This window comes from Agrobacterium deltaense RV3 (genome assembly GCF_900013505.1).
In the GTDB taxonomy this organism is placed as follows: Bacteria; Pseudomonadota; Alphaproteobacteria; order Rhizobiales; family Rhizobiaceae; genus Agrobacterium; species Agrobacterium leguminum.
The window spans coordinates 1858733-1885190 of the sequence record NZ_LT009745.1 but is presented as its reverse complement, the minus strand read 5'-3'; the positions used below and the strand labels follow the sequence as shown (position 1 = coordinate 1885190).

Annotated in this window: 23 protein-coding genes, 1 tRNA gene and 1 pseudogene; 19 read left to right on the top strand and 6 right to left on the bottom strand. The window is 57.7% G+C overall.

Translation table 11 applies throughout. The features are described 5' to 3' along the window. The first annotated feature begins 181 nt into the window (after positions 1 to 181). Genes AGR7B_RS09570 through AGR7B_RS09560 form a run of 3 tightly spaced genes read left to right on the top strand, consistent with a single transcriptional unit; the run spans position 182 to position 3846 of the window. A complete protein-coding gene (locus tag AGR7B_RS09570; RefSeq protein ID WP_080856529.1) occupies positions 182 to 2392 on the top strand; it encodes a sensor histidine kinase in 2211 nt (736 codons plus the stop codon). Continuing rightward, positions 2385 to 2840 (top strand): response regulator, encoded by a 456-nt coding sequence (locus AGR7B_RS09565; protein ID WP_065655878.1) that lies wholly within the window; start codon positions 2385 to 2387, stop codon positions 2838 to 2840. The genes AGR7B_RS09570 and AGR7B_RS09565 overlap by 8 nt, the downstream gene beginning before the upstream one ends. After that, positions 2830 to 3846, top strand: a complete 1017-nt coding sequence (locus AGR7B_RS09560) for a sensor histidine kinase (protein WP_245317699.1) — start codon at positions 2830 to 2832, stop codon at positions 3844 to 3846. Before AGR7B_RS09565 ends, AGR7B_RS09560 begins: the two co-directional genes overlap by 11 nt. A 54-nt stretch (positions 3847 to 3900) precedes the next feature. Here AGR7B_RS09560 and AGR7B_RS09555 read toward each other — a convergent pair whose 3' ends face one another. Continuing rightward, positions 3901 to 4275, bottom strand: a complete 375-nt coding sequence (locus AGR7B_RS09555; RefSeq protein ID WP_065655879.1) for a response regulator — start codon at positions 4273 to 4275, stop codon at positions 3901 to 3903. A 208-nt stretch (positions 4276 to 4483) separates the two neighbouring features. Here AGR7B_RS09555 and AGR7B_RS09550 point away from each other — a divergent pair, with 208 nt between their 5' ends. From AGR7B_RS09550 to AGR7B_RS09540, 3 genes are read left to right on the top strand one after another with little or no spacing between them, the layout of a single operon-like run. Then, positions 4484 to 5938, top strand: coding sequence for a sensor histidine kinase (locus tag AGR7B_RS09550; RefSeq protein WP_080856528.1), 1455 nt, complete (start codon positions 4484 to 4486; stop codon positions 5936 to 5938). Beyond that, complete coding sequence (locus AGR7B_RS09545; RefSeq protein WP_006316407.1) at positions 5935 to 6372, top strand: response regulator; 438 nt, start codon at positions 5935 to 5937, stop codon at positions 6370 to 6372. Before AGR7B_RS09550 ends, AGR7B_RS09545 begins: the two co-directional genes overlap by 4 nt. A 4-nt stretch (positions 6373 to 6376) precedes the next feature. Continuing rightward, positions 6377 to 7423 (top strand): sensor histidine kinase, encoded by a 1047-nt coding sequence (locus AGR7B_RS09540; protein ID WP_065655881.1) that lies wholly within the window; start codon positions 6377 to 6379, stop codon positions 7421 to 7423. A 59-nt stretch (positions 7424 to 7482) separates the two neighbouring features. Here AGR7B_RS09540 and AGR7B_RS09535 read toward each other — a convergent pair. From AGR7B_RS09535 to AGR7B_RS09525, 3 genes and pseudogenes are all read right to left on the bottom strand, one after another. Beyond that, a pseudogene (locus AGR7B_RS09535) lies at positions 7483 to 7846 on the bottom strand (anti-sigma factor); the annotation flags it as partial. A 121-nt stretch (positions 7847 to 7967) separates the two neighbouring features. Continuing rightward, positions 7968 to 8162 (bottom strand): hypothetical protein, encoded by a 195-nt coding sequence (locus AGR7B_RS09530; RefSeq protein ID WP_035263387.1) that lies wholly within the window; start codon positions 8160 to 8162, stop codon positions 7968 to 7970. A gap of 128 nt (positions 8163 to 8290) precedes the next feature. Further along, a complete protein-coding gene (locus AGR7B_RS09525; protein ID WP_080856527.1) occupies positions 8291 to 8617 on the bottom strand; it encodes a BA14K family protein in 327 nt (108 codons plus the stop codon). A 318-nt stretch (positions 8618 to 8935) separates the two neighbouring features. Here AGR7B_RS09525 and AGR7B_RS09520 point away from each other — a divergent pair, with 318 nt between their 5' ends. The 3 genes from AGR7B_RS09520 to AGR7B_RS09510 all read left to right on the top strand — a co-directional run bounded on the left by AGR7B_RS09520 (position 8936) and on the right by AGR7B_RS09510 (position 10381). Beyond that, the gene (locus AGR7B_RS09520) at positions 8936 to 9385 is read left to right on the top strand and encodes a hypothetical protein (protein WP_065655883.1); all 450 of its coding nucleotides are present in this window, start codon (positions 8936 to 8938) and stop codon (positions 9383 to 9385) included. 277 nt (positions 9386 to 9662) lie between these two features. Next, the gene (locus AGR7B_RS25855; protein ID WP_162934096.1) at positions 9663 to 9866 is read left to right on the top strand and encodes a hypothetical protein; all 204 of its coding nucleotides are present in this window, start codon (positions 9663 to 9665) and stop codon (positions 9864 to 9866) included. A gap of 146 nt (positions 9867 to 10012) precedes the next feature. Beyond that, positions 10013 to 10381, top strand: a complete 369-nt coding sequence (locus AGR7B_RS09510; RefSeq protein ID WP_080856526.1) for an MliC family protein — start codon at positions 10013 to 10015, stop codon at positions 10379 to 10381. 471 nt (positions 10382 to 10852) lie between these two features. Here the strand turns inward: AGR7B_RS09510 and AGR7B_RS09495 are convergent, their stop codons facing one another. Beyond that, positions 10853 to 11485 carry a TerC family protein gene (locus AGR7B_RS09495; RefSeq protein ID WP_003522456.1) on the bottom strand — a complete coding sequence of 211 codons (633 nt, stop codon included), beginning with the start codon at positions 11483 to 11485 and terminating at the stop codon, positions 10853 to 10855. Positions 11486 to 11887: 402 nt separating this feature from the next. Between AGR7B_RS09495 and tuf the strand changes: the two genes are divergently transcribed. Beyond that, a complete protein-coding gene (tuf, locus tag AGR7B_RS09490) occupies positions 11888 to 13063 on the top strand; it encodes an elongation factor Tu (protein WP_003525183.1) in 1176 nt (391 codons plus the stop codon). Positions 13064 to 13132: 69 nt separating this feature from the next. Here tuf and AGR7B_RS09485 read toward each other — a convergent pair whose 3' ends face one another. Continuing rightward, positions 13133 to 13720, bottom strand: a complete 588-nt coding sequence (locus tag AGR7B_RS09485; protein WP_080856525.1) for a histidine phosphatase family protein — start codon at positions 13718 to 13720, stop codon at positions 13133 to 13135. 186 nt (positions 13721 to 13906) lie between these two features. On the opposite strand from AGR7B_RS09485, the gene AGR7B_RS09480 reads away from it, so the two are divergent. From AGR7B_RS09480 to rpoC, 9 genes are all read left to right on the top strand, one after another. After that, a tRNA-Trp gene (locus tag AGR7B_RS09480) sits at positions 13907 to 13982 on the top strand. A 186-nt stretch (positions 13983 to 14168) separates the two neighbouring features. Then, on the top strand, positions 14169 to 14369 hold the full coding sequence (gene secE / locus AGR7B_RS09475) for a preprotein translocase subunit SecE (protein WP_003523719.1): 201 nt from the start codon (positions 14169 to 14171) through the stop codon (positions 14367 to 14369). 45 nt (positions 14370 to 14414) lie between these two features. After that, the gene (gene nusG / locus AGR7B_RS09470; protein ID WP_003523721.1) at positions 14415 to 14945 is read left to right on the top strand and encodes a transcription termination/antitermination protein NusG; all 531 of its coding nucleotides are present in this window, start codon (positions 14415 to 14417) and stop codon (positions 14943 to 14945) included. A 144-nt stretch (positions 14946 to 15089) separates the two neighbouring features. Continuing rightward, a complete protein-coding gene (gene rplK, locus AGR7B_RS09465; protein ID WP_003523723.1) occupies positions 15090 to 15521 on the top strand; it encodes a 50S ribosomal protein L11 in 432 nt (143 codons plus the stop codon). A 2-nt stretch (positions 15522 to 15523) separates the two neighbouring features. Next, positions 15524 to 16219, top strand: a complete 696-nt coding sequence (gene rplA / locus AGR7B_RS09460; protein ID WP_003523724.1) for a 50S ribosomal protein L1 — start codon at positions 15524 to 15526, stop codon at positions 16217 to 16219. Between the two features lie 353 nt (positions 16220 to 16572). Beyond that, positions 16573 to 17091, top strand: coding sequence for a 50S ribosomal protein L10 (rplJ, locus tag AGR7B_RS09455; protein WP_003523725.1), 519 nt, complete (start codon positions 16573 to 16575; stop codon positions 17089 to 17091). 59 nt (positions 17092 to 17150) lie between these two features. Beyond that, complete coding sequence (gene rplL / locus AGR7B_RS09450) at positions 17151 to 17528, top strand: 50S ribosomal protein L7/L12 (protein ID WP_004442635.1); 378 nt, start codon at positions 17151 to 17153, stop codon at positions 17526 to 17528. A 262-nt stretch (positions 17529 to 17790) separates the two neighbouring features. Next, complete coding sequence (gene rpoB / locus AGR7B_RS09445; RefSeq protein ID WP_078053329.1) at positions 17791 to 21927, top strand: DNA-directed RNA polymerase subunit beta; 4137 nt, start codon at positions 17791 to 17793, stop codon at positions 21925 to 21927. Positions 21928 to 22107: 180 nt separating this feature from the next. Further along, positions 22108 to 26316, top strand: a complete 4209-nt coding sequence (rpoC, locus tag AGR7B_RS09440) for a DNA-directed RNA polymerase subunit beta' (RefSeq protein WP_065655887.1) — start codon at positions 22108 to 22110, stop codon at positions 26314 to 26316. Positions 26317 to 26458: the final 142 nt, after the last annotated feature.

Here is a 26458-nt window from a genome sequence, read left to right as displayed (position 1 = left end):
GTCCGGCACGCGAGCTTTTCACCGTCACGGTTTTGCCAGCCATGAATCGCATTGACGTCATATGGGCGCCATTTCAACCTTTTGCCAAAACGAGCGTTTACATCCCCGCAATAATCAATAGGTTGGCGGCATCTTTTGAGCAGGTCGAACGTTCTTACAAAGAGAGCGGCTGGAGAAAGTTATGAGTTCAAATACGCCGAAACTGGATAGTTGCGGCGCCGAGCCCATCCACATTCCCGGTGCTATTCAGGAACATGGGGCCCTTCTGGCTCTGTCCGCGCGGGAATTTTCCCTGGTGCAGGCGAGCGATAATCTTGCCGATTATATTGGTGTGGCCCTGCCAATCGGGGTCGTCGTCACCGAAAAAATCTTGCCCTTCATCTCCGCACTCTCCGCCTGGTATTCCTCCGAAGAGAGCAACTTCCGATATGCGTGGGCCGAAAAGAAACTCGATGTTTCGGCGCATCGATCAGGGACTTTGGTTATTCTCGAGGTGGAAAAGGCAAGAGAGGGCGAGTCGGCTGAAAAGCTGATGGGCGAACTTACCAATCTGGCGCAATATCTGAATAGCGCGCCATCGCTGGAGGACGCTCTTTCGCGGACCGCGCAATTGGTGTCCTCGATCAGCGGTTATGATCGTACCTTGATTTATGATTTCGGACTGGACTGGAGCGGCCATGTCGTGGCGGAAGCCGGAAGCGGGACTTTGCCGTCTTATCTCGGACTTCGCTTTCCGGCGGGCGATATCCCGCCGCAGGCGCGGCAGCTCTACACCATCAATCGCCTGCGGATGATTCCCGATGTCGATTATAAGCCTGTCCCGATCAGACCGCCGGTCAATGCGGAAACGGGTGCGGTGCTCGATATGAGCTTTTCGCAGCTCCGCAGCGTGTCGCCGGTTCATCTCGAATATATGCGCAATATGGGCACGGCCGCTTCGATGTCCGTGTCGATCATCGTTAATGGCACTCTCTGGGGCTTGATCGCCTGCCACCATGCGACACCCCATTCGGCATCCTTTGCCGTCCGTGAAGCCTGTGATTTTGCGGCACAGCTCCTGTCTATGCGGATCGCGGCCGAGCAGAGTTCCCAGGAAGCATTCCGCCGGGTGGAGCTTGGCCAAATTCAGGCGCGTCTCTTGAAAGGCATGGCCGCCGCCGAAAAATGGGTTGATGGACTGCTTGCGGGTGACGACGAAAAAAACGACCTGCTGAAACAGGTGGGAGCGGACGGCGCTGCACTCGTCCTTGGCGACGACTATGAACTTGTCGGCAGAACGCCGTCACGGCAGCAAGTTGAAGAGCTTGTCTTATGGTTCGCAGAGAAGGACGTTGTGGATGTTTTTGCAACCGACAATCTGGCCGGCGATTACGCTGCCGCTGAGGCCTATGCTGCCGCCGCAAGCGGAATTATTGCGATGCGGGTTTCGGAATTGCACGGCAGTTGGCTTATCTGGTTTCGGCCGGAAGTCATAAAAACGGTGCGCTGGGGCGGTGATCCGCACAAAACGGTGCAGGAGAGCGGGCGCATTCATCCGCGCAAGTCCTTTGAAATCTGGAAGGAGCAATTGCGCAATACGTCATCTCCCTGGTCGGAGGCCGAGCTTGCGGCGGCGAGGGAGCTTCGCAGCGCGATCATCGGCATTGTCCTGCGCAAGGCCGAGGAGATGGCGGATCTGACGCGGGAATTGCAGCGGACCAACAAAGAGTTGGAGGCATTTTCCTATTCCGTTTCGCACGACCTGCGTGCCCCGTTCCGTCATATTGTCGGGTTTGCGCAGTTACTGCGGGAGCGCAGCAATGTTCTGGACGAGAAATCCATGCATTATCTGCAGATGATATCAGAGGCTGCGCTGGGCGCCGGCAGGCTGGTGGATGATCTCCTGAATTTTTCACAGCTTGGCCGCACGCAACTCACCCTGAAACCCGTGGATATGCAGAAGGTGGTGAGCGAAGTTCGTCGCTCTCTGGCGCCTGCCGTTGCGGATCGCCAGATCGAGTGGCGCATCGGAGAGTTACCGGTGATATTCGGGGATGCGACCCTGCTGCGGCAGGTCTGGTACAATCTCATCGAAAATGCCATCAAATATTCGTCTCGGGAGCCGGTCTCGCTCATCACCATTTCTGCGGTTGAAACCGAGGATGACGTCACTTATTCGGTCGAAGACAATGGTGTTGGCTTCGATATGGCCTATTACAGCAAGCTTTTTGGTGTGTTCCAGAGGTTGCAGCGGGTAGAGGATTTCGAGGGAACGGGCATTGGACTGGCGCTGGTGCGACGAATTGTCGAACGCCATCACGGTTCGGTCGGTGCCGAGGGAACTGTCGGTGAGGGAGCCACGTTCTTCTTCACATTGCCGGTTATGAAAGTTGAAGAGGAAAAAATTGCCTGAACTCAGACCCATTCTGCTGGTGGAAGACAATCCACGCGATCTGGAACTAACGCTGACCGCTCTTGAAAAATGCCAATTGGCGAATGAGGTGGTGGTGGCACGCGATGGCACCGAGGCACTCGACTATCTGAATGTAACCGGTAGCTATCATAACCGCTCGGCTGGTGATCCGGCGGTAGTTCTTCTCGACCTCAAACTGCCGAAAGTGGATGGGCTTGAGGTGTTGCAGACGGTCAAGGGCAGCGATCACTTGCGGCACATTCCGGTCGTCATGCTGACGTCTTCGCGAGAAGAACAGGATCTCGTTAGGAGCTACGAACTCGGCGTGAACGCTTTTGTCGTCAAGCCTGTGGAATTCAACCAGTTCTTCAAGGCGATACAGGATCTTGGCGTCTTCTGGGCTCTTCTGAACGAACCGCCACCGGGTGCACATCGCAATGGCGGATGAGGCGGTGTCGCGAATGGAGGCAAGCAGCCTTCTTCTCCTGGAAGACAGTTCTGTGGATGCCGAACTGATCGAAGAACAGCTTTCACGCCTTTCGCCGCCACCTGCGGTAACGAGAGCCGTCGGCAAGGCATCGTTCATTGAGGCGTTGGAAAAACAGCAGTTCGATATCATTCTCGCGGATTTCTCCTTGCCGGACTTCGATGGCATGTCGGCGCTCGATGTCGTTATGGCGAGAAGACCCGATACGCCGTTCATTTTAGTGTCCGGTGTCTTAGGCGAGGACGCGGCGATCGATGCATTCCGCCGCGGGGCGACGGATTATGTTCTCAAGCAGCGGCTTGTGAGACTGCCATCCGCTGTCGAGCGCGCGCTGGCGGAAGCCCGGGAGAAACAGGAGCGAAAGCGGGCGGAGCTGCACAAGGAGCTGCTCGTTCGTGAGCTCAGCCATCGCGTCAAGAACACGATGGCGATGGTCGTTTCAATCATTCGCAGAACGGCCAAAGGCAGCACCTCCATCAAGGATTACCAAGAACGGCTGGTGGCCCGCGTGAGTGCCCTTGCGGAGAGCCATGCGCTGCTTTTTCAGAGTAATTGGGGTGAGACGAATCTGAGGGATGTCGTGACGCGGTCGATCGAGCCGCATAATACCTTTGCGAGCAGGATCGAGCTCGACGGTCCGGATGACGTACAGGTGTCGCCGAAATCGGCGCTGGCGCTGGGGATGATCCTGCACGAGCTAGCCACAAATGCCCAGAAATACGGTTCTCTTTCCGGCGCAAACGGAAAGGTCGAGGTTGTCTGGAGAAAGATTCTGAACGGAGACGGCCATGACTGCATCGACCTGCGGTGGCAGGAAAGTGGCGGCCCGCCTGTTTCCGTGCCGCAGGATACCGGATTTGGAACAACCCTGATAACAAGGGGTGTGCAATACGAATTGCAGGCGGAAAGCGAAATTCGCTATGATCGCGACGGCTTGCGATATCAGGTCATTTTTCCCCTGAACTAAGTCGCCAGACGAAAAGAAGCCGAGTGGGGCATCAGACCGAGATTGGCCCCGCACTTAGTTGGTCAGTGAAAACTCGTTCGCCAGAACACGCGACAGATTGTCGAAATCGCAGGGTTTGGAGACGACCGTCAGCCCGTCGAGCTGCGCGCGGACCCCGGGTATCTCCGCATATCCGCTGCAGATGACGAAGGGGATGTTTGCCGCCTTGAGCTCTTCAATGACGGGTAAGGACAATTCGCCTCGCAAATTGAGATCGATGACGGCGCCATCCAGATCGGTGTCGTTTATTTTCTCCAGGGCGGCACCGATGTGCGAAACCGGCCCGACGACATTGACTCCCAGATCGGAAAGGAAATCCTCCATATCCATCGCCAGAAGCGCGTCGTCCTCCAACACGAGGATTTGTTTTCCCTGGAAACTATAGCTCATTGTTACCGCATTTTCGTCATTTGGACTCAGTCTGGCACCGCCAATCAACATTGCAAAACCCCTAAGTCCCCAACTGGTTCCTTCCATAAATAAAAAGAAAACAGTCGCCTGTGATGTCGTCGTACTCTAGTTTGCAAACTCAATTCGTGCCTACCGGGAATGTGTTTCTGTGACTGGTTTTTCACCGTTTGCCCAACGAAGCCTTTTGATGCTTGCCGTGGGTGTTGCGATTTTGATTGGCATGGTCTCCATGTCGTTGTGGCTTGTGCAGGTGAATAACCGCTATTCCCAGGAAACAGCGGAACTCCGACGTTTCCGTGCCGCTGTTTTGGATGTGCTGACGACGATGCAGGACATCGAAACCGGCCAGAGGGGATATCTGCTGACCAATAATCGCGATTATCTTCTGCCTTATGAAGAAGCCCTGCGTGGCTTGCCTCAACGCCAGTCAAGACTTTTCGATCTTCTGACGGAAGACGAGCAATACAAGCAGTCTCTTTCGGGCCTGAGGCAGGCAATCGACGCGAAGTTGGCCGAGACCCGCGAGACCATAGATCTGCAGCGTGCGGGCCGAATAACGGAGGCGGTTGAGGTCGTTCGCAATAATGACGGCAAACGCTTCATGAACGAGATCAGGAGTATTCTGTCTGACCTGCAATCGGACACAGATGATCGCTTGCGCATCATCGTTGCGGATCAGCTGGGGGCTGCCAATACGCTGCGGTGGGTGACGGTCGGCGGTGCGCTCGCCATCCTCATTGTGGTCGGTGGTTCGATCTTCCTTGTCTTCACCTATATCCGCGCCCTGACTAGGTCGCGGGAGGATGTCGATGAACTCAATCGTCATCTTGAAGAACGTGTAGAGGAGAGAACGCGCGATCTCCGGCGAGCCAATCAGGAAATTCAGCGCTTCGCCTATATCGTAACGCATGACCTGCGCGCGCCGCTCGTCAATATCATGGGCTTCCTCTCCGAATTCGATACATCGCTGAAGCCGGTGAGCCGTTATGTTCTCGCAGATGGCGAGTCGCTGCCGGAGGATGTTATCCGTGAGGCGCGGCTGGCTGTTGAAGAGGATATTCCAGAGGCTATCGGCTTCATTCGCTCGTCTACCCGCAAAATGGATCAGCTGATCAACGCCATCCTTAAAATATCCCGCGACGGCCAGCGAAAGCTACAGCCGGAAAAGGTTGATATCGAAATGTTGCTTTCGTCGCTGTCTGAGACGGTGCGTCACCAGATCAACGCCAATGGCGGTGAGATTGAGGTCGATACGCCGAAGCTGACGATCGTAACCGATCGAATATCCCTTGATCAGATTCTTGGAAATCTTTTCGACAATGCGGTGAAATACCAGATGCCTGGCCGTCCGCTGAGGCTGACGGCACGAGCCTATCCGGCCGGGCGGGGGGCGATTTGTATCGAGGTCGCCGACAACGGGCGCGGTATCGGCGAACAGGATCTTGAACGGGTTTTCGAGCTCTTTCGCCGGGCGGGCAGTCAGGACCAGCCGGGAGAGGGCATTGGTCTCGCGCATGTTCGTTCGCTAATCAGAAATTTAGGAGGTGACATTAAAGTCGAGTCTAAACTCGGTGAGGGCAGTACATTCATCCTGCTGATGCCGAGCGATCTCAGACGAGTCACCAAGGAAGGCGAAAAATGAAAGCGACCGGTCAGGAAGTAACGATCGTGATGATCGAAGATGACGAAGGCCATGCCCGGCTGATCGAGAAGAATGTGCGGCGTGCCGGCGTGAACAACGAGATCGTGCCTTTTACGCTTGGCGCCAAGGCGCTGGATTTCATATTAGGCGAAAGTCGGGATGGGCTTGTCAGCAAGGACCGCTATCTTCTCGTCCTGCTCGATCTCAATCTTCCGGATATGTCGGGCCTTAACATTCTCGAGCAGATCAAGAGCAATGAATATACCCGCCGCTTGCCTGTGGTGGTTTTGACAACGACCGACGATGAGACTGAAATTCAGAAATGCTATGATCTTGGCGCGAATGTTTATATAACCAAGCCGGTCGACTATGAGGGCTTTGCCAACGCCATCAAAAATCTCGGCCTGTTCTTTTCCGTAATTCAGATACCTTGAAGGCATGATGGCTTTGCGCGTTTTGTACGTCGATGACGACCCGGCTTTGGCTCGGCTTTCGAGCCGCGTTCTTGGTCGTCACGGTATGGAGGTGGTTCACGCCACCTCGGTCGCTTCCGGTCTCGAGCTTTTTCAAAACGGGCAGTTCGATGTCGTCGTTCTCGACCACTATTTCCAGACGGCAACTGGCATGGAATTTCTTGCCGCGATCCAGACGATACCGGCAAGGGCTCCTGTTCTCTATGTGACGGGGTCCAACGAGGCCCAGATCGCCATAGACGCGCTCAAGGCGGGTGCTGCCGACTACGTCATCAAGAATGTCGGGGACGACTTCTTTCCGCTTCTGCTCACGGCAATCGAGCAGGCATTGGAAAACCATCGCCTGCGCCAGACCAAGGAAGAGGCCGATCGTTTGCTGGTAAAGGCCAAAGAACACGCGGAAATGATGGTGAAGGAGATGAACCATCGTGTCGCGAACAGCCTATCGCTGGTGTCGGCCATGATCCGCTTGCAAATAAACACCCTGAAATCGCAGGAAGCGGAAACCGCGTTGCTGGAAACGCAAAGCAGGATTTCGGCCATCGCCGGCGTGCACCGCAGCCTCTATAATACCGCCAATGTCGGGCTGGTCTCCCTGAGTTCCTATCTAACCTCCATCATCGGCGACCTGTTCCAGGCGGTGCCCGGCTCTTCTTCCGTCACGGTCGAGACTTCGCTTTGCGAAATCGATCTCAAGGCGGATCATGCCGTGGCGCTTGGTGTCATCATAACCGAGCTTCTGACCAATGCGCTGAAATATGCTTATCCTGACCAGACCGGTACGGTTCGCGTCAAACTCTCCGAAGATAATGGACAGTTTGTTCTGCTGGTGGAGGATGACGGCGTCGGCGTGCCGTCAAATTCGACTCCGCGTGGCACAGGCCTCGGTACGAAGCTGATCATGGCGATGGCGCAGAATATCGGTGCACGTGTCGAGCAGACCCATACGCATCCCGAACTGAGGCAGGGAACGCGTTTTACGATGACATGGCATGAGAAGCGGCAGGATTGATTTTCAGCTTTTACCACCGCCAATAATGAGAGCGGCGCAGAAGCTTCTCTCAGGCGGTGCTAAACCGGTTTGAAAACTCGCAGATGCCGCGCCGTGCCGATAGCGATGAACGGGCCGGTTGCCTGACCGGTCGGAGAGCCTCCAAAGGGCTCCACGCTGATTGCGAAGGTCGTTCCATCCGTTATGGTGCCGCGCATGTCGGCGGGAATGACGAGGTCGCCGTTCGTGCCCGGCTGGCAAACGCCAAGCGAGCGGGTCTTGCCCCCCATCCATGACGAGCCACAATTCTAACGATTTTTCGTCCGTCTTGCCGGTTGCGACCGGTACGATACGCATCCGGCCCGATTCCGCATCGTAGGACGCAAGGAGATTGACCTGACTGTCGGTTGTCGCAAACTCAGCCACAAGCGGGTTGGTGCCTTTAGCCTCGGCGGAAACATGCGGCCGTCTTCTGGCATTTTCCACCTGTAGGAAGCGTTCTTCCTGAGCGCCCTGTTATGAGGTCTGACTGCGTCTGGGAGCTGCGGCCATGCAGAACGCGTGTTCAGGATGGCTCCAGCGCCGACTGGATCCGCAGTTTTTCCGCGTCCAGTTCACTCAGCCTTCCCATATGCGCCGTGATTTCCTCAAAGATCGAGGTGCGATCCGTTTTCGACAGGCGCTCCACGCGACGCAGGGCCGTGATGACCTCGATCAGATCAAGTCGCTCCTGCTCAAGCTTTTCCAGATTCCAGAACATCGCGTTTTCCCCGTTGGCACGCGTTCAAACGGTTCGCCGGGCAAAAGGTTCAGATCAGTCGAATTTAAGGTAAATTTTATCTTGTCGGCAACGGCCCGGGCTGGAGATGTCCCCCGGACCTCACCGAATCAATAGGGGGAGCGGCACTGCGTCCGCGTGCCGGCAGGGGCCATATAGCTGTTGTCGGTGGGGTGGTAGGATGTGTAACGCGCCGCACACCATTTTATATGGTTGATCTCGGCTTGAGACAGGGCGTAGCCGTTGGGCGTGGCTTCTTCGCCTTTCCCTGCCGCAAAGGCAGACGCCGGGTAGCCTCGCTGATTTGAATTCTGCGCCTGCGCTTGTGTTTCGTAGGCCGGCTGTATGAGGCTCAACGCATGGGCGGGCACGACAGCAGCGGCAGATATCGCGACGCCAAGAGCGAGCGCGGAGATGGTCTTCGGCATCCTCAACATCGATAAATCCTCGTTATTCGTTCGGTATGCTAACGAAAACTTAGGAAATTCGTTCCGGCGAAGGATTGACGCCACACGAACACGTGATTCTGCAGGCTGGGCGCGGGAGGCGGTGGAAGCGGCAATGTGGGGATGCTGCGCGTCCTGCGACGGCTTTCATGATGACGGTGCGATGCTGCCTTCAACGGGAAAATGATGTGTCCGGTGAGCAAGTTCCATTCCCGCCTGCTTCGCTTCTCCGTCCTTTCGCACTGCTCGTTGACAAGCGGAAAATCCGGTCAGATAGTCGGCCGGCAATCATGCAAACGGGAGTCTTCAATGTTTAACAGGGTTGTCATTCTCTCATCCTTTGCGCTGCTGGCATCGGCGGCGTTTGTCTCCCCCGCAGCCGCACTCACCATGAAGGAGTGCAGCGTGAAATATCAGGCGGCGAAAGCCGATGGGTCGGCCAAGGACGTCAAGTGGAACGACTATCGCGCCAAGTTCTGCGGCAGCGAGGCGGCAGCCGAGGATGCGGCCGACGACAAGCAGGTCGCGGCCACCACCGAAAAAGAACCCGAAAAAGCGACGACAAAGGCCCCGAAGGGCGTCGCTTTCCCGAGTGCTGTCGATAAGAAATACTCAAGCGAGACGCCCGCAAAGGCGCGCCTGAAAACCTGTGTCGACTCCTATCACAAGAACAAGAATGACGGCACGCTCGGCGATCTGAAATGGATCCAGAAGGGTGGCGGCTACTGGAGCCTGTGCAACACGGCCCTGAAGAGCTGAGACAGGCGGGGGCGGATTACCTCTGGCGTTAGCGCGTTATCCGGCAGGGTTTCGGATAACGCGCGAGTCGATTCGGTCGCGATCGTTTCTCCTCGCCCCCCTTTTTCCTTCCCGTCATTCGCCGGCAGATGCGGATATCCCTTCCTGGCCGCGATCAGGACCTGATCGCGGATGAGTCCATTCCTTGGAGGGTGGAAACGTGTCGCATGGGGCAACCCCGTTTTCGGGCGGGTAAAATCTGCGAATGGCTTGCGATTCAGTCTCTTGATAGAAAGACTTGACCCTGCGGCTTGATCCGCATCCAGCAATTCAACGGCTGCGGCTGTCCGACGACGGCTCGCCGGCAATGTGGGCGGATGACCAGACGATTTCGAAACTATCTCACCGTGCTGGCCATATCGCTGCTGATGTGGACGGTGATCCTTGGCGTCGTTTATTGGCTGTTTCGATAGGTTTTGCCGCAGCTTGCCAGCCTGAATGAAAGTGCCGGAGGCCTGTGCGGCGATAAAGCCGCCTTATGCCTGCAAAGCCGATATTCCCGAAAATTTGAGATGGTAAGAGGCGGCCGCCCCATTTCGGCTCTGCTGGCGTGACCTTATAGTGCGGTGAGATCAGGAAAGGGTCATCATGAAAAAATCCGTTGCCGCGACGTGCCTTGCAGCTTTCTCCATGTCGGTCGCTACCGGCGCCATGGCTGAAGAGCTGGTGATTCCGCTCCCGAATGACACGACGGTTGAAAAGGTGGAGACCGTCTACCAATGCGCCGCCGACAAGGTGGAGGCCGTCTATTTCAATGCCGGTGAGATCAGCCTCGTGCGGCTTGGGCTGAAGGATGGCGTCACCGTTGCCGCAAATGTCATTTCCGGGTCAGGCGCCAAATATCAGGGCGGTATTTATGTCTGGTGGTCGAAGGGCGAGGAGGCGGATCTTTACGATCTGATGGCGGATCCGGAGATGAAAAAGCCGGTTCATTGCGTCGAGGCCAGGAAATCCTGAGCATCTGCTCCTACCCGCAAAGGAGCGGCGGCAGGGCGGTTTTTGAAAACCTTGCCATGCCGCCGGTCAGCGTGGGAGTGCGCGCGCGGCGCGTTCAGCCAAGAACGAGCGACGCAAGAAGCGCCAGCAGGATAAGAGAGCTGGCGACAACACCGAGCCTCACCCTGCGAAGTCGGCGGGTACGACCGCCGCTCCAGTCATAAGCCATTGGCAGCTTTACCTTTCTTTTTATTATTATGACTTATTGACTAGCTCCCTAGGCTTGCCCGTGGCTGACCTCAATTGCCAGAATCCATCGGCGAAAATTCACGATTTCCCTGTCTTCTCCCGATGTTGCAGCAAACGCGGCGATTGATTCTTCCTGTCCTGCGACGGCAAGGAGGGTGAGGGGGCCTGATGGGCGCAGGCCATGAAAAAAGCCCGGAAACTGGCGTTTCCGGGCCTCGTGGAGAAGCGTGTCTGCTGGTCGTTTCAGCTCAGATAGGGCTGGAGATAGGGCAGAACCTCGAGCGTGCCGTGATACAGCATGTTGAGGGCGACGTAGATGATGACCATCAGGCCGAGATAGGAAATCCAGCGATAGCGGTGCAGCAGCTTGGCGACGAAGTTGGCGGCAAGACCCATGAGTGCAATCGAAACGACGAGGCCGATGATGAGCACCGTCACATGTTCCTGCGCGGCGCCGGCGACGGCAAGGACGTTATCCAGCGACATGGAAACATCGGCGATGACGATCTGGGTCGCGGCCTGGAAGAAGGTCTTGTGACCCTTCGTCAGGTCGGCCTCTTCGTCCGTCACCTCGTCTTCGATGGAGCCTGCGGCCTCACGCAGTTCCGTCCACATCTTCCAGCACACCCAGGCGAGCAGCAGGCCGCCGAACAATTGCAGGCCGACAATGGCGAGAAGCTGCACGGTGACGGCGGCAAAGCCGATGCGCAGAACCGTGGCGGCGATGATGCCGACCAGGATCGCCTTGCGGCGGAGGTGGGCGGGCAGACCGGCGGCGGCAAGGCCGATGACGATGGCGTTGTCGCCCGCCAGCACGAGGTCGATTGCGATGACCTGTAAGAATGCCGTGAAACCGGCGGCTGTGAAGATTTCCATGGGATGGTCCTGAAACGGATAGAGAGGTCGCGAGGGAAGCGACGGATCGAGATATGGCTTGGGATGGCGCGCCTGCGCCGGATTCCAGTCGCCCGTCTCCCCCCGGCGATGAAATGTCCTTAAGCCATCATGCCGGTGCAGGTAAAGAAGTTGTGATAGAAATATCTTATTTAGTGATCGGCTATTCGGGAGGAGGGGCTCGTCGGGCCGATGTCCGCTTCGCCCTTGCGAAGGTTTGAATGTCGCAAATCAGATACCATATACGGGCCTCAAGGCACGCTTAGGGCGCGCGCGAAGGCGCTTTCACAATTAAGTCTTGCGCATTCGCTTACAAAGCCTTAAACGGCGACACCAAACCGGTACGCCGGGGAAACTACTTCACGTTCACAGGAAGCAATTCACATGGCAAAGAGCAAGTTTGAGCGCAATAAGCCGCACGTCAACATTGGCACGATCGGTCACGTTGACCATGGCAAGACGTCGCTGACGGCAGCGATCACGAAGTTCTTCGGCGAATTCAAGGCGTATGACCAGATCGACGCCGCGCCTGAAGAAAAGGCCCGTGGTATCACGATTTCGACGGCGCACGTTGAATACGAAACGCCTGCCCGTCACTACGCGCACGTCGACTGCCCCGGCCACGCCGACTACGTGAAGAACATGATCACCGGTGCTGCCCAGATGGACGGCGCGATCCTGGTTTGCTCGGCCGCTGACGGCCCGATGCCGCAGACCCGCGAGCACATCCTGCTTGCCCGTCAGGTTGGCGTTCCGGCGATCGTCGTGTTCCTCAACAAGGTCGACCAGGTTGACGACGCCGAGCTTCTCGAGCTCGTTGAGCTTGAAGTTCGCGAACTTCTGTCGTCCTACGACTTCCCGGGCGACGATATCCCGATCATCAAGGGTTCGGCACTTGCTGCTCTTGAAGATTCTGACAAGAAGATCGGTGAAGATGCGATCCGCGAGCTGATGGCTGCGGTTGACGCCTACATCCCGACGCCTGAGCGTCCGATCGACCAGCCGTTCCTGATGCCGATCGAAGACGTGTTCTCGATCTCCGGCCGTGGTACGGTTGTGACGGGTCGCGTTGAGCGCGGTATCGTCAAGGTTGGCGAAGAAGTCGAAATCGTCGGCATTCGTCCGACCTCGAAGACGACGGTTACCGGCGTTGAAATGTTCCGCAAGCTGCTCGACCAGGGCCAGGCCGGCGACAACATCGGCGCTCTCGTTCGCGGTGTTAACCGTGACGGCGTCGAGCGTGGTCAGATCCTGTGCAAGCCGGGTTCGGTTAAGCCGCACAAGAAGTTCAAGGCTGAAGCCTACATCCTGACGAAGGAAGAAGGCGGCCGTCATACGCCGTTCTTCACGAACTACCGTCCGCAGTTCTACTTCCGCACGACGGACGTAACGGGCATCGTTACGCTTCCGGAAGGCACGGAAATGGTTATGCCTGGCGACAACGTGACCGTTGACGTCGAGCTGATCGTTCCGATCGCGATGGAAGAAAAGCTGCGCTTCGCTATCCGCGAAGGCGGCCGTACCGTCGGCGCTGGCATCGTGGCTTCGATCGTCGAGTAATTTCAAACCCGCAAGGGATTGAAGAAAACCCCGCCGGAAACGGCGGGGTTTTTTATTGCCCTAAAAGGCTCAGCAGTCGATGCGGACGATATCGCCATCTTTGAGATGGAAGAATGCGTCCTGCGGCACATCGAGGCGCAATGCTTCCTCCTTTGGAAGGTTCGAATAGACGCCGCGCAACAGGCGGCTGGTGATGCCGTGGCAGATGACGATCGCGTCGCGCGCCTGTCTCTGCTGAATGGTCTCCAGGCTGCGGGCCACCCGGCTTGTCATTCTTTCGAATGTCTCACCGCCCGGCGCGTGGAAGAACCATTCGTATCGATCCAGCCCGTCGCGCATGCCGGGATATTCATAATCGATCTCGTAATCCGTCATGCCGTCCCATACCCCCAAGCCGATCTCCATCAGGCCGGGATCGAGGGTGATGCCGTCGATCATGCCGATTTCGCCTGCGACGATTTCGCAGGTCTGCCTCGCCCTGCCGAGCGGGCTGGAGAAAACATGGACTTCATCGGTTTCGATCAGCGCGGCGAGCCTGCGGCCCATGCGCATCGCCTGTTGTCGCCCCAGTTCCGTCAGCGGCGAATCGACCTGACCCTGCCAGCGGCGAACGGCGTTGAATTCGGTCTGGCCGTGACGGACGAGATAGATGCTCATGGGCGTTCCTGTGAAATGCGGGGAAGATCAGCAAATTGAACGATGTACCCCGTGGGCGGGGCAAGCCGCGGTATTTTGCCAGACAATGTGAAAAAACAAAAAACACACTTGCCATTCTTTTCCCTGCACCTTAAAGGAGCGCATACCGAATTGGCCAAGCGATTTCGCGGCCGGTTCAGGTGATCAAGGGGTATAGCTCAGTTGGTAGAGCGGCGGTCTCCAAAACCGCAGGTCGGGGGTTCGAGCCCCTCTGCCCCTGCCACTTTCCATTCGCAAGCGCGGGTCCTCGCTGCATGGCAGATGGGTGCCGGATTTCCGGCGAATTTCGCGGAATGTCGATTTCCTCTTGTTAAAAAGGGAATCGGTGTTTATGTAGGGTCAAAACAGACACGCGGTGCGTGGGGCTGATCAGTATCGGCTTTACGCGCCGTAATTGCGTGGGCAGTCAATGGCATCCAAAACCAATCCGTTTACGTTTCTGCAGCAGGTTCGCGCCGAAGCGTCAAAAATCACTTGGCCGTCGCGCCGCGAGACCATGATTTCGACGGCTATGGTGCTGGTGATGGTCATTTTTGCGGCTCTGTTCTTCTTTGCTGCGGATCAGCTCATCGGCTGGCTGCTCAGCCTGGTGCTGAACGTAGGCCGGTAACGGCGCGGTCAAAGGCCTGGTGGAAGGATCGAACGGAGAATAAAAATGGCAGCGCGCTGGTATATCGTTCACGCATATTCGAATTTCGAAAAGAAGGTCGCCGAGTCGATCGAGGAAAAGGCCCGTCAGAAGGGTCTGGATCATCTTTTTGAGAAAATCCTCGTGCCGACCGAAAAGGTGGTCGAGGTGCGTCGTGGCCGCAAGGTCGATAGCGAGCGCAAGTTTTTTCCAGGTTACGTGCTGGTGCGCGCCAACCTGACGGATGAGGCCTATCACCTCATCAAGAACACGCCGAAGGTTACCGGTTTCCTCGGTTCGGACAGCAAGCCTGTTCCGATTCCCGATTATGAAGCCGAGCGTATCCTCGGTCAGGTTCAGGAAGGTGTCGAGCGTCCGAAGTCTTCGGTTTCGTTCGAGATCGGCGAGCAGGTTCGCGTTTCCGACGGTCCGTTCGCGTCGTTCAACGGCGTGGTTCAGGATGTCGACGAAGAGCGTTCGCGCCTGAAGGTGGAAGTGTCGATTTTCGGCCGCGCTACGCCGGTCGAGCTGGAATACAATCAGGTCGAGAAGGTCTGATTGGCGGGGCGAAGCCCCAAGCGCGTGGAAGGCTAACTGGCTCTTTAAGCCGGGGCAGGGCGCCGCACCACGCAACCGCAGCCGCCGGAGCAATCCGGCTTAAGAGAAGCCGGGTAACCGGTTTGAATTGAAAGGCAGAGAGATATGGCTAAGAAAGTTGCAGGCCAGCTCAAGTTGCAGGTAAAGGCCGGGGCGGCCAATCCGTCCCCGCCGATCGGTCCGGCACTTGGTCAGCGTGGCATTAACATCATGGAATTCTGCAAGGCGTTCAATGCCGCCACGCAGGAAATGGAAAAGGGTATGCCGATTCCGGTCGTCATCACCTATTACCAGGACAAGTCCTTCACCTTCGTCATGAAGCAGCCGCCGATGACCTACTGGCTGAAGAAGGAAGCGAAGATCACCTCCGGTTCCAAGACGCCTGGCAAGGGCGCCAAGGTCGGCTCCATCACCAAGGCTCAGGTCAAGACGATCGCTGAAGCCAAGATGAAGGATCTGAACGCAGCCGACATCGAAGGCGCAATGGCAATGGTTGAGGGCTCCGCCCGCGCCATGGGCCTGGAAGTGGTAGGTTGATCATGGCCAAGGTAGCAAAGCGCATTCAGAAGATCCGCGAAGGCGTGGATCCGAACAAGCTCTACGTTCTCACCGACGCCATTTCGATGGTCAAGGAACGTGCAGTTGCCAAGTTCGACGAAACCGTTGAAGTTTCGATGAACCTCGGCGTTGACCCGCGCCATGCGGACCAGATGGTTCGTGGCGTTGTCAACCTGCCGAACGGCACCGGCCGTGACGTTCGCGTCGCCGTCTTCGCTCGTGGCGCCAAGGCTGATGAAGCCACGGCTGCCGGTGCTGACGTTGTTGGTGCAGAAGAACTGGTTGAAATCGTTCAGGGCGGCAAGATCGACTTCGATCGTTGCATCGCGACCCCGGACATGATGCCGCTCGTCGGCCGTCTCGGCAAGGTACTCGGCCCGCGTGGCATGATGCCGAACCCGAAGGTCGGTACGGTGACGATGGATGTTGCCGGCGCCGTCAAGGCCTCCAAGGGCGGCGCTGTCGAGTTCCGCGTCGAAAAGGCCGGTATCGTACACGCTGGCGTTGGCAAGGCTTCGTTCGACGCCAAGGCTCTTGAAGAAAACATCAAGGCTTTCGCGGATGCCGTCATCAAGGCAAAGCCGACCGGTGCCAAGGGCAACTACGTCAAGCGCGTCGCGATTTCCTCGACCATGGGTCCGGGCGTCAAGATCGACCCTTCGTCGGTTACGGCTTAATCAATTCTCGCGCTTCCCAAGGGAAGTGTGAATAAAAGAATTTCCGGCTCCCAGGAGCCGGAGATTTCCGGGGAAACCCGGAACTCCTGTCCGAGATTGCGGGTGGCCATGTCTTTCGGGAACTGGCCTTAATCATTCAACCTGCATGAGACGGGTGAGGCTGGATTTGAGGCATCGTGGATGCCTGACTGTCCGGTTCGAACCTGGTGTGCCTGTGCCTGAAGCCGTTTGCGGCGACAGAGCGGGGGACAGGATCCTCGAGCGTCGCTCGGGATCTTTGTAAAAAGGTCCCTTGGGGCAAAGGCAAACCCGACGGGTTCACATGTTGTGTTCCCGTCTACTGGAGACAGACAGTGGAAAGAGCGGAAAAACGCGAATTCGTCACGGAGCTGAACGAAGTCTTCAAGGCTTCCGGTTCGGTTGTCGTGGCCCACTATGCTGGTGTCACCGTTGCGCAGATGAACGACTTCCGTTCGAAGATGCGCGCTGCCGGAGGCACCGTCAAGGTCGCGAAGAACCGCCTGGCCAAGATCGCTCTTCAGGGCACGGAGTCGGAAGGGATGACAGATCTCTTCAAGGGCCAGACGCTGATTGCATACAGCGTCGACCCGATGATCGCTCCGAAAGTCGTCATGGATTTCGCCAAGACCAACGACAAGGTCGTTGTTCTCGGTGGCGCCATGGGTGCAACCACGCTCAACGCCGAAGCAGTCAAGTCGCTTGCGACCCTGCCTTCGCTGGACGAGCTGCGCGCAAAGCTGCTGGGCCTTCTCAATGCCCCGGCAACTCGCGTCGCTACGGTTGTCGCCGCACCTGCAAGCCAGCTGGCACGGGTGTTCTCGGCTTACGCCAAGAAGGACGAAGCCGCTTAAGGCGGTTTTTCGCTGTAAATATTCAAACTGGTTCGAACTGAACAAAAGGAACTATCAAAATGGCTGATCTCGCAAAGATCGTAGAAGACCTCTCCTCGCTGACCGTTCTGGAAGCTGCAGAACTGTCCAAGCTTCTCGAAGAAAAGTGGGGCGTTTCCGCTGCTGCTCCGGTAGCCGTTGCTGCTGCTGGCGGCGCTGCTGCTGCTGCTGCTCCGGAAGAAGAAAAGACCGAGTTCGACGTTATCCTGGTTGACGCTGGCGCCAACAAGATCAACGTCATCAAGGAAGTTCGCGGCATCACCGGCCTCGGCCTCAAGGAAGCCAAGGACCTCGTTGAAGGCGCTCCGAAGCCGGTCAAGGAAGCCGTTTCCAAGGCTGAAGCTGCTGATCTAAAGAAGAAGCTTGAGGACGCAGGCGCCAAGGTTGACGTTAAGTAATCTTGCGATTGCTGGCGGGAAGGGGCTTCATGCCCCTTTCCGTCGTCATCGTTTTTAAAACTCATTACCCAAAAGCCGCGTGAAAATGGCTTTTGGGTAATGGGTTCTTCAAGAGAATGGTTCCGAACCGGCTCATCTAGGCAATCCGGCCTGATCGATCCGGGATGTGGAACGAGATTGATGACACCCATTGCTTGACGGGATCGACTGGCCATCGGTTCCCGTCCGTTGCAGGCCCGGATGCAATTTTAAAGGAGCGACGATGGCTCAGACCCTTTCGTTTAACGGTCGCAGGCGCGTACGCAAGTTTTTCGGCAAAATTCCAGAAGTAGCGGAAATGCCGAACCTCATCGAGGTTCAGAAGGCTTCGTACGACCAGTTTCTCATGGTTGACGAGCCCAAGGGTGGCCGTCCCGACGAGGGATTGAATGCGGTATTCAAGTCCGTATTCCCGATCACCGATTTTTCCGGCGCCTCCATGCTTGAATTCGTGTCCTACGAATTCGAAGCGCCGAAGTTCGACGTCGAGGAATGCCGTCAGCGCGATCTGACCTATGCTGCGCCGCTGAAAGTGACGCTGCGCCTCATCGTGTTCGATATCGATGAAGATACCGGCGCGAAGTCCATCAAGGACATCAAGGAACAGTCCGTCTACATGGGCGACATGCCGCTCATGACCAATAACGGTACGTTCATCGTCAACGGCACCGAGCGCGTCATCGTTTCGCAGATGCACCGTTCGCCGGGCGTGTTCTTCGATCACGACAAGGGCAAGAGCCATTCTTCCGGCAAGCTGCTCTTCGCTGCCCGCGTCATCCCGTATCGCGGTTCCTGGCTCGACATCGAGTTCGACGCCAAGGACATCGTCTATGCGCGTATCGACCGTCGCCGCAAGATCCCCGTGACCTCGCTGCTGATGGCGCTTGGCATGGATGGCGAAGACATTCTGTCGACCTTCTATACCAAGGCTTCCTATGAGCGCGACGGCGACGGCTGGCGCATTCCGTTCCAGCCCGAGACGCTGAAGAACGCCAAGGTCATCACCGACATGATCGACGCCGATACCGGTGAAGTCGTGGTCGAAGGTGGCAAGAAGCTGACCCCGCGCCTGATCCGTCAGCTGACGGAGAAGGGCCTGAAGGCGCTGAAGGCGACCGATGAAGACCTCTACGGCAACTATCTGGCCGAAGACATCGTCAACTACGAGACGGGTGAAATCTATCTCGAAGCCGGCGATGAAATCGACGAGAAGACCCTCGGCCTCATCCTGCAGTCCGGCTTCGACGAGATTCCGGTCCTCAACATCGACCACGTCAATGTTGGCGCCTATATCCGCAACACGCTGTCTGCCGACAAGAACGAGAACCGTCAGGAAGCCCTGTTCGACATCTACCGCGTCATGCGTCCGGGTGAGCCGCCGACCATGGAATCGGCGGAAGCGATGTTCAACTCGCTGTTCTTCGACGCAGAGCGTTACGATCTGTCGGCCGTTGGCCGCGTCAAGATGAACATGCGCCTCGACCTCGATGCGGAAGACACCGTGCGCACGCTGCGCAAGGAAGACATCCTCGCCGTCGTCAAGATGCTGGTCGAACTGCGCGACGGCAAGGGCGAAATCGACGACATCGACAACCTCGGCAACCGCCGTGTCCGTTCTGTCGGCGAGCTGATGGAAAACCAGTATCGTCTGGGCCTTCTGCGCATGGAACGTGCGATCAAGGAACGTATGTCCTCGATCGAAATCGACACCGTGATGCCGCAGGACCTGATCAACGCGAAGCCGGCAGCCGCCGCCGTTCGCGAATTCTTCGGTTCCTCGCAGCTGTCGCAGTTCATGGACCAGGTGAACCCGCTTTCGGAAATCACCCACAAGCGCCGTCTTTCGGCTCTTGGGCCGGGTGGTCTGACCCGCGAGCGCGCCGGCTTCGAAGTCCGCGACGTTCACCCGACCCATTACGGCCGTATTTGCCCGATCGAGACGCCGGAAGGCCCGAACATTGGTCTGATCAACTCGCTTGCAACCTTCGCCCGCGTCAACAAGTACGGCTTCATCGAAAGCCCGTACCGCAAGATCGTCGACGGCAAGGTGACCAACGACGTGATCTACCTCTCCGCCATGGAAGAGGCCAAGTATTACGTCGCGCAGGCCAACGCGCCGCTCAATGAAGACGGTTCGTTCTCGGAAGAGTTCGTCGTCTGCCGTCACTCGGGCGAAGTCATGCTCGCACCGCGTGACAACATCAACCTGATGGACGTTTCGCCGAAGCAGCTCGTTTCGGTCGCAGCGGCTCTCATTCCGTTCCTGGAAAACGACGACGCCAACCGCGCTCTCATGGGCTCGAACATGCAGCGTCAGGCCGTTCCGCTTCTGCGCGCCGAGGCACCGTTCGTCGGTACCGGCATGGAGCCGATCGTCGCCCGTGACTCCGGCGCTGCCATCGCAGCCCGTCGTGGCGGTGTGGTCGATCAGGTGGATGCGACCCGTATCGTTATCCGCGCCACGGAAGACCTCGATGCCGGCAAGTCCGGTGTTGATATCTACCGTCTGCAGAAGTTCCAGCGTTCGAACCAGAACACCTGCGTCAATCAGCGCCCGCTGGTTTCCGTCGGCGACAACATCTCCAAGGGCGATATCATCGCGGACGGTCCGTCGACCGACCTCGGCGATCTGGCTCTTGGCCGCAACGCGCTCGTCGCGTTCATGCCCTGGAACGGCTACAACTACGAAGACTCGATCCTGATGTCGGAGCGTATCGTTTCCGACGACGTGTTCACCTCCATTCACATCGAAGAATTCGAAGTGATGGCGCGCGACACGAAGCTTGGTCCGGAAGAAATCACGCGCGACATTCCGAACGTTTCGGAAGAAGCGCTGAAGAACCTCGACGAAGCCGGTATCGTTTACATCGGTGCGGAAGTTCAGCCGGGCGACATCCTCGTCGGCAAGATCACGCCGAAGGGCGAAAGCCCGATGACGCCGGAAGAAAAGCTTCTGCGCGCCATCTTCGGTGAAAAGGCTTCCGACGTTCGCGACACCTCCATGCGCATGCCTCCGGGCACGTTCGGTACGGTCGTGGAAGTTCGCGTCTTCAACCGTCACGGTGTGGAGAAGGACGAGCGCGCGATGGCTATCGAGCGCGAAGAGATCGAGCGTCTGGCGAAGGACCGCGACGACGAGCAGGCGATCCTCGACCGTAACGTCTACGGCCGTCTGATCGACATGCTGCGTGGCCACGTTTCCATCGCCGGTCCGAAGGGCTTCAAGAAGGGCGTCGAGCTTTCCAACGCCGTCGTTTCCGAATATCCCCGCTCGCAGTGGTGGATGTTCGCAGTCGAAGACGAAAAGGCTCAGTCTGAGCTGGAAGCGCTTCGTGGCCAGTACGACGAATCCAAGTCGCGCCTTGAACAGCGCTTCATGGACAAGGTCGAAAAGGTCCAGCGCGGCGATGAAATGCCTCCGGGCGTCATGAAGATGGTCAAGGTCTTCGTTGCCGTTAAGCGCAAGATCCAGCCGGGCGACAAGATGGCCGGCCGTCACGGTAACAAGGGCGTCGTCTCGCGTATCGTTCCGGTCGAGGACATGCCGTTCCTCGAAGACGGCACGCATGTCGACATCTGCTTGAACCCGCTCGGCGTGCCTTCGCGCATGAACGTCGGCCAGATCCTCGAAACCCACCTCGCATGGGCATGCGCAGGCATGGGCAAGAAGATCGGCGAGATGCTCGAAGAGTATCGCAAGACGATGGACATCAGCGAGCTTCGCAGCGAGCTGACGGAAATCTACGCGTCTGAAGCCAATGACGAGGTTCAGCGTTTCGATGACGACTCGCTCGTCAAGCTTGCCGAAGAAGCCAAGCGCGGTGTTTCCATCGCGACCCCGGTTTTCGACGGTGCGCATGAGCCTGACGTTGCCGCGATGCTGAAGAAGGCAGGTCTGCATGAATCCGGTCAGTCCGTCCTTTACGACGGTCGTACCGGTGAGCCGTTCGACCGCAAGGTCACCGTCGGCTACATGTACATGATCAAGCTGAACCACCTTGTCGACGACAAGATCCACGCTCGCTCGATCGGTCCTTACTCGCTCGTTACCCAGCAGCCGCTGGGCGGCAAGGCGCAGTTCGGCGGACAGCGCTTCGGGGAAATGGAAGTCTGGGCTCTGGAAGCATACGGCGCGGCTTACACGCTGCAGGAAATGCTCACCGTCAAGTCGGACGACGTGGCGGGCCGCACCAAGGTTTACGAAGCGATCGTCCGTGGCGACGACACCTTCGAAGCCGGTATTCCGGAGAGCTTCAACGTTCTCGTCAAGGAAATGCGGTCGCTCGGTCTTTCGGTCGAACTGGAAAACTCGAAGGTCGAGAACCAGCCCGAAGACCAGCTGCCCGACGCGGCGGAATAAGACGATAGAGGCGGGCGCCTTCAAGGGCGCCTGCCGGTTTCCCGGGCGGTATTGGCCGGTTCGGGACACTTTCGCCGCATTATGCGGTTAATCCGTATTTAAAGCTCTGGACGGTGACCCGGGAAGAAGCCGGTCCAGATGCAAACAGGGGCAGCAGCTAGCCTCTCAAGGAGACAAGGCATGAACCAAGAGGTCATGAATCTTTTCAATCCTCAGGTGCCTGCGCAGCATTTCGATTCCATCCGGATTTCGATCGCTTCGCCGGAAAAAATCCTGTCGTGGTCCTACGGCGAGATCAAGAAGCCGGAAACCATCAACTACCGTACGTTCAAGCCGGAACGCGACGGTCTCTTCTGCGCGCGCATCTTCGGACCGATCAAGGACTATGAGTGCCTGTGCGGCAAGTACAAGCGCATGAAGTACAAGGGCATCATCTGCGAAAAGTGCGGCGTCGAAGTCACGCTGTCGCGCGTTCGCCGTGAGCGCATGGGCCATATCGAGCTCGCAGCGCCGGTTGCCCATATCTGGTTCCTGAAGTCGCTTCCCTCGCGTATCTCGACCCTGCTCGACATGACGCTGAAGGATGTCGAGCGCGTTCTCTATTTCGAGAACTACATCGTCACCGAACCGGGCCTCACTTCGCTGAAGCAGAACCAGCTTCTGTCCGAAGAAGAGTACATGATCGCCGTCGACGAGTTCGGCGAAGACCAGTTCACCGCCATGATCGGCGCTGAAGCCATCTATGAGATGCTGGCTTCGATGAACCTCGAAAAGATCGCCGGCGACCTGCGCGTCGAGCTTGCTGAAACGACTTCTGATCTGAAGCAGAAGAAGCTGATGAAGCGCCTGAAGATCGTCGAGAACTTCATGGAAAGCGGCAACCGTCCGGAATGGATGATCATGAAGGTCGTTCCGGTCATTCCGCCGGACCTGCGCCCGCTGGTTCCGCTGGATGGCGGCCGTTTCGCGACGTCCGACCTCAACGATCTCTATCGCCGCGTCATCAACCGTAACAACCGTCTGAAGCGCCTGATCGAGCTTCGTGCGCCGGGTATCATCATCCGCAACGAAAAGCGTATGTTGCAGGAATCCGTCGATGCGCTGTTCGACAACGGCCGTCGCGGCCGTGTCATCACGGGTGCGAACAAGCGCCCGCTGAAGTCGCTTTCCGACATGCTCAAGGGCAAGCAGGGCCGCTTCCGCCAGAACCTTCTCGGCAAGCGCGTCGACTATTCCGGTCGTTCGGTCATCGTGACCGGTCCGGAACTGAAGCTGCACCAGTGCGGTCTGCCGAAGAAGATGGCGCTCGAACTGTTCAAGCCGTTCATCTATGCCCGCCTCGACGCCAAGGGTTACTCCTCGACCGTCAAGCAGGCCAAGAAGCTGGTTGAAAAGGAAAAGCCGGAAGTCTGGGATATCCTCGACGAGGTCATCCGCGAGCATCCGGTTCTCCTGAACCGCGCACCGACGCTGCACCGTCTGGGTATCCAGGCTTTCGAACCCATGCTGGTCGAAGGCAAGGCTATCCAGCTGCACCCGCTCGTCTGCACGGCCTTCAACGCCGACTTCGACGGTGACCAGATGGCTGTTCACGTTCCGCTTTCGCTGGAAGCCCAGCTGGAAGCGCGCGTGCTGATGATGTCGACCAACAACATCCTGCATCCGGCAAACGGCCACCCGATCATCGTTCCTTCGCAGGACATGGTTCTCGGCCTGTATTACCTGTCGATCATGAACCAGAACGAGCCGGGCGAAGGCATGGCCTTCTCCGACATCGGTGAGCTGCATCACGCGCTTGAAAACAAGGTCGTGACGCTGCATGCCAAGATCCGCGGCCGCTTCAAGACCGTGGATGCCGATGGCAAGCCGGTTTCGAAGATTCATGAGACGACCCCCGGTCGTATGCTGATTGGCGAACTTCTGCCGAAGAACGTCAACGTGCCTTTCGACGTCTGCAACCAGGAAATGACCAAGAAGAACATCTCCAAGATGATCGACACGGTCTACCGTCATTGCGGCCAGAAAGACACGGTCATCTTCTGCGACCGCATCATGCAGCTCGGCTTTGCCCATGCCTGCCGCGCCGGCATTTCGTTCGGCAAGGACGACATGGTCATTCCGGACAGCAAGGTGAAGATCGTCGGCGACACCGAAGCTCTCGTGAAGGAATACGAACAGCAGTATAATGATGGTCTCATCACCCAGGGCGAAAAGTACAACAAGGTTGTCGACGCCTGGGGCAAGGCTACCGAAAAGGTCGCCGAAGAGATGATGGCACGCATCAAGGCTGTCGAGTTCGATCCGGAGACGGGCCGCCAGAAGCCGATGAACTCCATCTACATGATGTCGCATTCGGGTGCTCGTGGTTCTCCGAACCAGATGCGTCAGCTGGGCGGCATGCGCGGGCTGATGGCGAAGCCGTCGGGTGAAATCATCGAGACGCCGATCATCTCGAACTTCAAGGAAGGCCTGACCGTTAACGAGTACTTCAACTCGACCCACGGTGCCCGTAAGGGTCTCGCAGACACCGCCCTGAAGACGGCGAACTCGGGTTACCTTACCCGTCGTCTCGTCGACGTCGCGCAGGATTGCATCGTCAACTCCAAGGATTGCGGCACCGACAAGGGCCTCACCATGACCGCCATCGTCGATGCCGGTCAGGTCGTTGCCTCGCTCGGCGCACGTATCCTCGGCCGTACGGCTCTGGACGACATCGATCATCCGGTTTCCGGCGAAAACATCGTCAAGGCCGGCACGCTGATCGACGAAGCCGACGTGGCTGCCATCGAGAAGGCCGGTATCCAGTCCGTCCGCATCCGTTCGGCTCTGACCTGCGAAGTGCAGATCGGCGTCTGCGGCGTGTGCTACGGTCGTGACCTTGCACGCGGTACGCCTGTCAACATGGGCGAAGCCGTCGGCGTCATCGCCGCACAGTCCATCGGTGAACCGGGCACGCAGCTTACCATGCGTACCTTCCACCTTGGCGGTACGGCGAACGTGGTCGACCAGTCGTTCCTCGAAGCCTCTTACGAGGGCACGATTGCGATCAAGAACCGCAACATCCTGCGCAACTCCGAAGGCGCACTCATCGCGATGGGCCGTAACATGGCTGTCACCATTCTCGATGAGCGTGGCCAGGAGCGGTCTTCGCAGCGCGTTGCCTATGGTTCGAAGATCTTCGTTGACGATGGCGACAAGGTTAAGCGCGGTCAGCGTCTTGCAGAGTGGGACCCCTACACCCGTCCGATGATGACGGAAGTGGAAGGTACCGTCCACTTCGAGGACCTCGTCGACGGCCTCTCCGTTCTGGAAGCCACCGACGAATCCACCGGCATCACCAAGCGTCAGGTTATCGACTGGCGTTCGACGCCGCGCGGTTCGGACCTCAAGCCTGCGATCGTCATCAAGGACGCTTCCGGTGCGGTTGCGAAGCTTGCCCGTGGTGGCGAAGCCCGCTTCCAGCTCTCGGTCGACGCCATCCTGTCGGTCGAGCCGGGTGCGAAGGTCTCCCAGGGTGACGTGCTTGCACGTTCGCCGCTCGAAAGCGCCAAGACGAAGGACATCACCGGCGGTCTGCCGCGCGTTGCCGAACTGTTCGAAGCCCGTCGTCCGAAGGACCACGCCATCATCGCAGAGATCGATGGTACGATCCGGCTGGGCCGCGACTACAAGAACAAGCGTCGCGTGATGATCGAGCCTGCGGAAGACGGCGTCGAGCCGGTCGAATACCTGATCCCGAAGGGCAAGCCCTTCCACCTTCAGGAAGGCGACTATATCGAAAAGGGTGAATACATCCTCGACGGTAACCCGGCACCGCACGACATTCTGGCGATCAAGGGCGTGGAGGCTCTGGCTTCCTACCTCGTGAACGAAATCCAGGAAGTCTACCGTCTGCAGGGCGTTGTGATCAACGACAAGCACATCGAGGTGATCGTTCGCCAGATGCTGCAGAAGGTTGAAATCACCGATGCCGGCGATAGCCAGTACATCGTTGGTGACAACGTCGATCGCATCGAGCTTGACGACAACAACGACCGCCTGATCGAAGAAGGCAAGAAGCCTGCCTATGGCGAGCCGGTTCTGCTCGGCATCACCAAGGCTTCGCTGCAGACGCCGTCCTTCATCTCGGCCGCATCCTTCCAGGAAACCACCAAGGTTCTCACGGAAGCTGCGATTGCCGGCAAGACGGACACGCTGCAGGGCCTCAAGGAAAACGTCATCGTCGGCCGTCTCATCCCGGCCGGTACCGGCGGCACCATGACGCAGATCCGCCGCATCGCCACCTCGCGCGACGACCTCATTCTCGAAGAACGCCGCAAGGGCACCGGTGCAGGTTCTGCGAACCAGATGCTGCAGGACATGACGGACCAGGCTCCGGCCGCCGAATAAGGCGCGAAGGGCAGGGGCTTTGCGAAGCCCCGCCAAAGTTCAGAACAAAACGCCCGGAGCAATCCGGGCGTTTTTTTGTTTGAGCAGAATTTGGAAGCTTCTTGCCCTTTGCCAGTCAACCCGGAAATCCATCCGTGCAAAT